Origin of the sequence: Streptomyces mexicanus (assembly GCF_902506575.1) — a bacterium.
Classification (GTDB): Bacteria; Actinomycetota; Actinomycetes; order Streptomycetales; family Streptomycetaceae; genus Streptomyces; species Streptomyces mexicanus.
Window position 1 is genome coordinate 1,325,643 of sequence record NZ_LR732544.1, and the last position, 6,131, is coordinate 1,331,773.

General features: G+C 74.0%; 8 protein-coding genes and 1 pseudogene. 6 read left to right on the top strand and 3 right to left on the bottom strand.

The window, feature by feature from the left end:
• Positions 1-84 precede the first annotated feature (84 nt).
• On the bottom strand, positions 85-804 hold the full coding sequence (locus GV126_RS06025) for an endonuclease V (protein ID WP_159663317.1): 720 nt from the start codon (positions 802-804) through the stop codon (positions 85-87).
• Between the two features lie 134 nt (positions 805-938).
• The gene (locus GV126_RS06030) at positions 939-1,265 is read right to left on the bottom strand and encodes a plasmid stabilization protein (RefSeq protein ID WP_159663319.1); all 327 of its coding nucleotides are present in this window, start codon (positions 1,263-1,265) and stop codon (positions 939-941) included.
• A gap of 302 nt (positions 1,266-1,567) precedes the next feature.
• Here GV126_RS06030 and ssgD point away from each other — a divergent pair, with 302 nt between their 5' ends.
• From ssgD to GV126_RS06045, 3 genes and pseudogenes are all read left to right on the top strand, one after another.
• Positions 1,568-1,987, top strand: a complete 420-nt coding sequence (ssgD, locus tag GV126_RS06035) for a spore wall synthesis regulator SsgD (RefSeq protein ID WP_159663321.1) — start codon at positions 1,568-1,570, stop codon at positions 1,985-1,987.
• A 233-nt stretch (positions 1,988-2,220) separates the two neighbouring features.
• Positions 2,221-2,508, top strand: a pseudogene (locus tag GV126_RS06040) (chaplin); the annotation flags it as partial.
• A 425-nt stretch (positions 2,509-2,933) separates the two neighbouring features.
• Entirely contained in the window at positions 2,934-3,788 is an 855-nt protein-coding gene (locus GV126_RS06045; RefSeq protein ID WP_159663325.1) for a GNAT family N-acetyltransferase, read from the top strand.
• An 86-nt stretch (positions 3,789-3,874) separates the two neighbouring features.
• Here GV126_RS06045 and GV126_RS06050 read toward each other — a convergent pair whose 3' ends face one another.
• The gene (locus tag GV126_RS06050; protein ID WP_159663326.1) at positions 3,875-4,141 is read right to left on the bottom strand and encodes a GlsB/YeaQ/YmgE family stress response membrane protein; all 267 of its coding nucleotides are present in this window, start codon (positions 4,139-4,141) and stop codon (positions 3,875-3,877) included.
• Positions 4,142-4,339: 198 nt separating this feature from the next.
• On the opposite strand from GV126_RS06050, the gene GV126_RS37445 reads away from it, so the two are divergent.
• From GV126_RS37445 to GV126_RS06060, 3 genes are all read left to right on the top strand, one after another.
• Positions 4,340-4,417, top strand: coding sequence for a putative leader peptide (locus GV126_RS37445; protein WP_369123903.1), 78 nt, complete (start codon positions 4,340-4,342; stop codon positions 4,415-4,417).
• 365 nt (positions 4,418-4,782) lie between these two features.
• Positions 4,783-5,337, top strand: a complete 555-nt coding sequence (gene ssuE / locus GV126_RS06055) for an NADPH-dependent FMN reductase (protein WP_159663327.1) — start codon at positions 4,783-4,785, stop codon at positions 5,335-5,337.
• 305 nt (positions 5,338-5,642) lie between these two features.
• Complete coding sequence (locus GV126_RS06060; protein ID WP_159663329.1) at positions 5,643-5,999, top strand: YciI family protein; 357 nt, start codon at positions 5,643-5,645, stop codon at positions 5,997-5,999.
• Positions 6,000-6,131: the final 132 nt, after the last annotated feature.

Consider the following 6,131-nt stretch of genomic DNA (forward strand, 5'->3'; position numbering starts at 1 on the left):
GCGGGACAGGGCCGACCGGGCCGACCGGGCCGACGGTGCCGGGCGAGCGCCTGGGACCGGGCAGCGGGCCGGACCCGGCGGGTGTCATCCGGTGCGATCCCCGGTGGAGTCCGCCGCCGTGGCCTCGCGCAGAGCGCTGCGGCACAGCGCGTCGGCCCGGCGGGTGGTCTCCGGCAGGCGGTAGGCGGGGGTCAGGGCCAGGGTGTGGGCGCAGGCGTTGTCCAGCGACACCCGGTGGCCGACGGAGACGAACACCGGCTTGACCCCGTCCCGGGTGCGCAGGGCGCGCCCCACCTCGTCGGCGCCCGCCAGCAGCGGCGCGCTGCTGCCGCGCGGCGTGTCGGGATCGTCGTAGGTGAAGGTGAACGGGTTCTTGGCGACGCCGATCGTCGGCAGGCCGGTCAGCACCCCCAGGTGGCTGGCGAGGCCGAAGCGGCGCGGATGCGCCAGGCCGTAGCCGTCGCAGACGACCAGTCCGGGCGGATGGTCCAGGGCGTCCAGCGCGGCGAGCACGGTCGGGATCTCGCGGAAGGCCAGCAGCCCCGGCACGTACGGGAAGGAGATCCGCCCCACGGCGGTGGACTCGGCCACCACGCGCAGGGACGCCGCGTCCAGCACGACGGCCGCGGCGGCGACGACGTCCTGCTCGTCGTCGTAGGCCACATCGACCCCCGTGACGTACCCGGTGCCCGGTTCCGGGCCCCTCTCGTCCAGTACCACCCGCGCGCGCAACTCGTCCTGCACGGCGCGCGCCTGTTCCTCGGTCGCGGGCCAGCCCGCGGGAATGCCCACCGTCGTCGTCATGGTGGACACGAGCGTACGGCCCGCCGGCCGGCGGCGGACACGGCGGGTGCCGGGCGGGAGAGGCGCGCGGCGCGGGGCAGGACGGGCGCGCGGTGCGGGCGGGCCCGTCCCGCCGGCCGGCGCGGCGGCCCGGGTCAGCTCTTGCCCAGGGCCTGCCGCAACTGCTCCTTGTTCATGTCCGAGCGGCCGTGGATGTTGCGCCGCTTGGCCTCCTCGTAGAGCTGGTCGTAGGTCTGCCCCTCGGAGCCCCTGCCCGAACGCTGTCCGCCGCGCTTGGCGGAGGAGGTGTCCCGGGTCGAGGAGCGGCTCGCGGTCTTCGACTCGCCCGAGCGGGCGCGTTCCTTGTTCACCGTGCGCGCGGCGATCTCCTTGGCGCGGCCGGTGCTCTCCCCCCGGTCCTGCGCGCTCTCCTTGATGTGCTCGTACTGGCGCTCCCGTTTGGAACTGGAACCGCGTGGCATACCGTTCACTTCCTCTCTGTCAAGGAACGGATACCCGCATCCTGGAACAGTTCGCCATATCAGGCGATATCCACTCCCCCAGTCGAGGGATCGCCCGCGCCGCTCCCGCGCGGCGGCGCGGCATTTGCGGCCCCGCGGCGCCGCGGCGCGCATGAACGCGGTGACAGAGGTCACTCTCTTGCCGTGTGCACGGACGGGTTGATTCCGGCGTCTTCTCCAGTGCCCGGCCTCGTCCACCCGGACGCTCCACCGTCGTGCGCCGCCCGCCGTACGTACGTCACCCGTCGCAAGGGAGCAAGGCGTTGTCCACCGTCATCGAGCAGCCCGTCGAGGCTCGCCTGGTCGCCGCCGCGCCGCGGATGCCCAGCATTCCCGCCACGCTGCACTACGACCGGCGCGACCCGTTCGCCGTCCGCATGACCTTCCCGGCCCCGGCCACGCTCGAAGGCGTGGAGGTCAGCTGGACCTTCGCCCGGGACCTGCTGGTGGCGGGCCTGCACGAGCCCGAGGGCGACGGTGACGTACGGGTGCGGCCGTACGGCTACGACCGCACCGTGATGGAGTTCCACGCGCCCGAGGGCACCGCCGTGGTGCACGTCCGCAGCGGCGAGATCCGCCGGTTCCTTCAGGCCACGAACGAGCTGGTGCCGACCGGCCGGGAGCATCTGCAGCTCGACCTGGACCAGGACCTGGCGGAGCTGATGGGCGACGCCGGGCAGTAGCGGCGAGCGTCGGCGCGGGGCGGCGAGCGTCGGCGTGGGGCGGCGAGCGTCGGCGCAGTGGCGCGAGCGTCGGCGTCCGGCTCGCGCCCCCCCCCTGCCGCCCCACCCCCCCCCGCCGCCCCCGCCCGCTCGATGGGGTGAAAGACCGATAAGCCATAACTCGGATGGTTCACCCGGCGTTTTAACCGGTGCGGGCGACTGCCCGTGACTCTTGTCTGGAAGGCACAGGACCTATGAAACGGGTTACCCGAAACGGTGTGATCGCCATCGCCGCGTCCGGCGCGATGGCGATGACAGTGCCGGTGTCCGCAGCGTTCGCCGCCGACGGCGGCGCCTCGGCGGACGGCTCCGCGGTCGGCTCGCCCGGGGCGATCTCCGGCAACACCATCCAGCTTCCGGTGCACGTCCCGGTGAACGTGTGCGGCAACACGGTCAGCGTGGTGGGGCTGCTCAACCCCGCCGCCGGAAACCGCTGCGCCAACACCTCCGCCGCGACGGCGGGTGCGGTCGCGGCGAGCGCGGCCCTCCTGCTGGGCGGAGCCGCGCTGTACCGGCGCTACCGGCCGGGCGCGACCCGCTGAACCGGCCGGCCCGCAGCCCCGCCGCTCCCGCGGAACTCGTAGGACGCGCAGCAGACGTCGCGGGAGAGCCCCCACCGGTCGCCCGATGCGCGACCGGTGGGGGCCTTGTCCGCCTGGGGGAGCCGTCGCTCGGTGGGGGCCTTGTTCGCGGTGGGAGCCGTCGCTCGGTGGGGGCCTGCGCCCGGTGAGGGCCGTCGCCGGGTGGGGCCTTCGTCCGCTGCGGCCCTCGGCCGGAGCGGGGATTCGGCGCGGCTTGATTCCGCCGTGGCGCGCCCGCGCATGATCCGCGAAGATGCTGCGCGCGCCCTCGCACCGCCGAAGATGCTGCGCGCGTCCTCGCACCGCCGACGGAACGGAGCACACCGATGGCCATCGCGGCCCCCGAAGACCTCGTCGTCACCCGGGCCACCCTGGAGGACTGGCCGGTCATCAGCGAATGGGCCGCGCAGGAAGGGTGGAACCCCGGGCTGTCCGACGGCCCGGCCTTCTTCGCCCAGGACCCCGACGGTTTCTTCCTGGGCCGCATCGACGGCGAACCGGTCTCGGCGATCTCGGTCGTCCGCCACGGACCCGACTTCGCCTTCCTGGGCTGCTATCTCGTGCGCCCCGACCTGCGCGGCCGCGGCCATGGCCTGACCACCTGGAAGACCGCCCTCGCACATGCGGGGGACCGTACGATCGGCCTGGACGGCGTCGTCGCCCAGCAGGACAACTACCGGCAGTCCGGCTTCGAGGCCGCCTACCGCACCGTCCGGTTCACCGGCCCGGCCCCCGCCGCCGAGGCACCGCGGGACGTACGGCCGGCCGGGCCCGCCGACGTCGTGGACATCACCGCCTACGACGCCGCCTGCCACCCGGCCGACCGGCCGCGCTTCGTCGCGCACTGGCTGACCACGCCCGGCCATCGCGCGGTGCTCCGCCGCACCGGCGACCGCGTCACCGGGTACGGCGTCCTGCGCCCGGCCCGCGACGGCCTGCGCATCGGCCCGCTGTTCGCGGACACCGCCGAGGACGCGCGCGCCCTGTTCGCCGCGCTGGCCGCCGAGGCCGAGGGCCGCGCGATCGCCATGGACGTGCCCGAGACCAACGCGGCGGGCCTCGCCCTGGCCGAGGAGGCCGGTCTGACGCCGTCCTTCGAGACCGCCCGCATGTACACCGGCCCGGTACGGCCGTACGCACGCGGGCGGATCTACGGGGTCGCCACCCTCGAACTGGGCTGACCGCGCCGCGACGGGGCTGCCCCCGACGCCCTGCCGCCCTCGCGCACGCCGAGCCGCCCGGCGCGGGGGCGCGGCGGGGGCCGGCGTCAGCGGCGTGCCGTCTTCGCCCGGTCCAGCGCGACGACGCCCACCGCCGCGAGCGCGATCTGGATCAGCCACTCGATCCAGTCGACGCCCTTGGTGTCGGCCACACCGATCGCGGAGGCGATCGCCGCCCCGATCAGCGCGGCGACGATGCCGATGAGGATCGTCCAGAGGATGCCGATGCGCTGCCGGCCCGGGACGACGAGGCGTCCCAGGGCGCCGATGACGATGCCGATGACGATGGCACTGATGATGCCGCTGATCTCCATCTTCGCCTCTTTCCGTCGTAGGTCAGCGCAGTTCGGATGCCCACTGGAAGCGGAGGCAGTCCGTACGGGTTCGGTGACATCGCCATGGGGCCGGCCGTCCGCCCCTCGCCCGGCCGCGACCGAAGGTCCGCGATGCGAGACCGGCCGGCTCGTCCTTGACGGCCGTCCGCGGCGACTGCCAGGATCGATGGCATGACCATGCGACTGGATCTCACGCGGCGACGCCACGTCGACCTCGCGCGTGTCTCCAGCGCCGCCTGTCGCACCGCGGCCTGATCACCGTCCCGATCCGCCGCGTCTTCTCCTCCCTCGTCCGGATCTTTCTCACCGCACGCCCGGCACCCCGCCGCATTCCGCGGGATCCGGGCCGTGTCTCCCCCGCGCGTGCCCGGCCTGCGGACGCTGCCCCCCCACTGCCCACCATCCCGCCGATCACCGACCGCGGCCTCGGTCGGCGGGCGGCGTCGGTGGCGGGGCCGGTGGTCGCGTCGGCGGTCGCGTCGTCGGTGGCGCGGGGACACCCGCCGTGAGACGTTCCGGCCGATCCGGCCTCGGCGGTCCTCGTACTCCTCTCCTGACCGACCCGCTTCCCGGATCCCCGCCGGCTTCGCCGGGCGTCCGGCCCTCAGAAAGAGGCATTCATGGCCACCGTCCTGTCCGTCTCCGGCAGCCCCTCCGTGTCCTCCCGCACCAACCGTCTGCTGCGCCACCTCGACCACCGGCTGACCGCGCAGGGCCACCAGGTGCTGCCGCTCGACGTCCGGACGATCCCCGCCGAGGCCCTGCTCGGCGCCGACTTCCGGCATCCGGCGATCGTCGAGGCCACCGAGCTGTTCGCCCGCGCCGACGGCGTCGTCGTCGGCACCCCCGTCTACAAGGCCTCCTACTCCGGTGTCCTCAAGGCGCTGCTGGACCTGCTGCCGCAGTACGCGCTCACCGGCAAGACCGTGCTGCCGCTGGCCACCGGCGGTTCCACGGCGCACGTCCTCGCCATCGACTACGCCCTGCGTCCCGTCCTGAACTCCATGGGCGCGGCCCACATCGTCCAGGGCTGGTTCACCCTCGACAAGGACATCACCGTGCACGAGGACGGCTCGGTCTCCGTCGCGTCCGGCGCGAGTGAGGCGCTGGCACAGGTGGTCGACCAGTTCTCCGCGGCGCTCGGCCGCAGTCCACTGCTGGCCAAGGCGGGTTGAGCCTGCGGACCGAGCACCGGGACCGGCCATACCGGGACCCGGCCTCCGGCGCGGCGCACACCGCCCGCCGCTCCCGCCGCTCCCGCTGAGAACGGAGGCGAACGGCGACGAACGGGAGCCGAACGGAGACTGCGGGGGAGCGCCGTTCGTGTAGGAAGGGGTGTGCCGTCCGCGCAGACGGGGAAACGACGGCACGCCCCTTCCCGCGCGACGCCCGTTTCCGCGCAACGCGCCCTTCCCCTGACACGCCTTTCCACGACCGCGTACGACTCCCGGGGCACCCGTACGACACTCCGGAGGACACCATGACGTACTACCTGCTCAGCGTGATCCAGCCCAGCGAGGGCCAGCCGCCCGCGGCCGAGGAACTGGCGCGGATCGTGGGCAGCCTGGACCGGTTCCACGAGGAGTTGCGCGAGGCCGGGGCCTGGGTGTTCGCCGGCGGGCTGCACGGCCCGGAGTCCGCCGCCGTGCTGCGCCCCCGGGGCGAGGACGTGGTCGTCACCGAAGGCCCTTTCACCGCGGGCAAGGAGTACCTGGGCGGGCTGTGCGTGATCAAGGCGTCCGATCACGACGAGGCCCTGGAGTGGGGGCGCAAGGCGAGCAGAGCCAGCACCCTGCCGATCGAGGTGCGCCCGTTCCTGCATCCGACCGACGCCTGACGGCCTTCGGCCCCGGTCCGCCCTGACGGCCTTCGGTCCCGGTCCGTCCGACGGCCTCCGGCCCCGGTCCGCCCTGACGACCCTCGGCCCCGGTCCACCTGACCACCTTCGCGCGCGGGGCCTCCTCACACT

What these genes read in the sequence shown, in the direction of transcription:
- GV126_RS06050 (WP_159663326.1), bottom strand. Translation starts at nt 4,141, where the DNA reads ATGGAGATCAGCGGCATCATCAGTGCCATCGTCATCGGCATCGTCATC.
- GV126_RS37445 (WP_369123903.1), top strand. Translation starts at nt 4,340, where the DNA reads ATGCGACTGGATCTCACGCGGCGACGCCACGTCGACCTCGCGCGTGTC.
- GV126_RS06045 (WP_159663325.1), top strand. Translation starts at nt 2,934, where the DNA reads ATGGCCATCGCGGCCCCCGAAGACCTCGTCGTCACCCGGGCCACCCTG.
- GV126_RS06030 (WP_159663319.1), bottom strand. Translation starts at nt 1,265, where the DNA reads ATGCCACGCGGTTCCAGTTCCAAACGGGAGCGCCAGTACGAGCACATC.
- ssuE (WP_159663327.1), top strand. Translation starts at nt 4,783, where the DNA reads ATGGCCACCGTCCTGTCCGTCTCCGGCAGCCCCTCCGTGTCCTCCCGC.
- GV126_RS06025 (WP_159663317.1), bottom strand. Translation starts at nt 804, where the DNA reads ATGACGACGACGGTGGGCATTCCCGCGGGCTGGCCCGCGACCGAGGAA.
- GV126_RS06060 (WP_159663329.1), top strand. Translation starts at nt 5,643, where the DNA reads ATGACGTACTACCTGCTCAGCGTGATCCAGCCCAGCGAGGGCCAGCCG.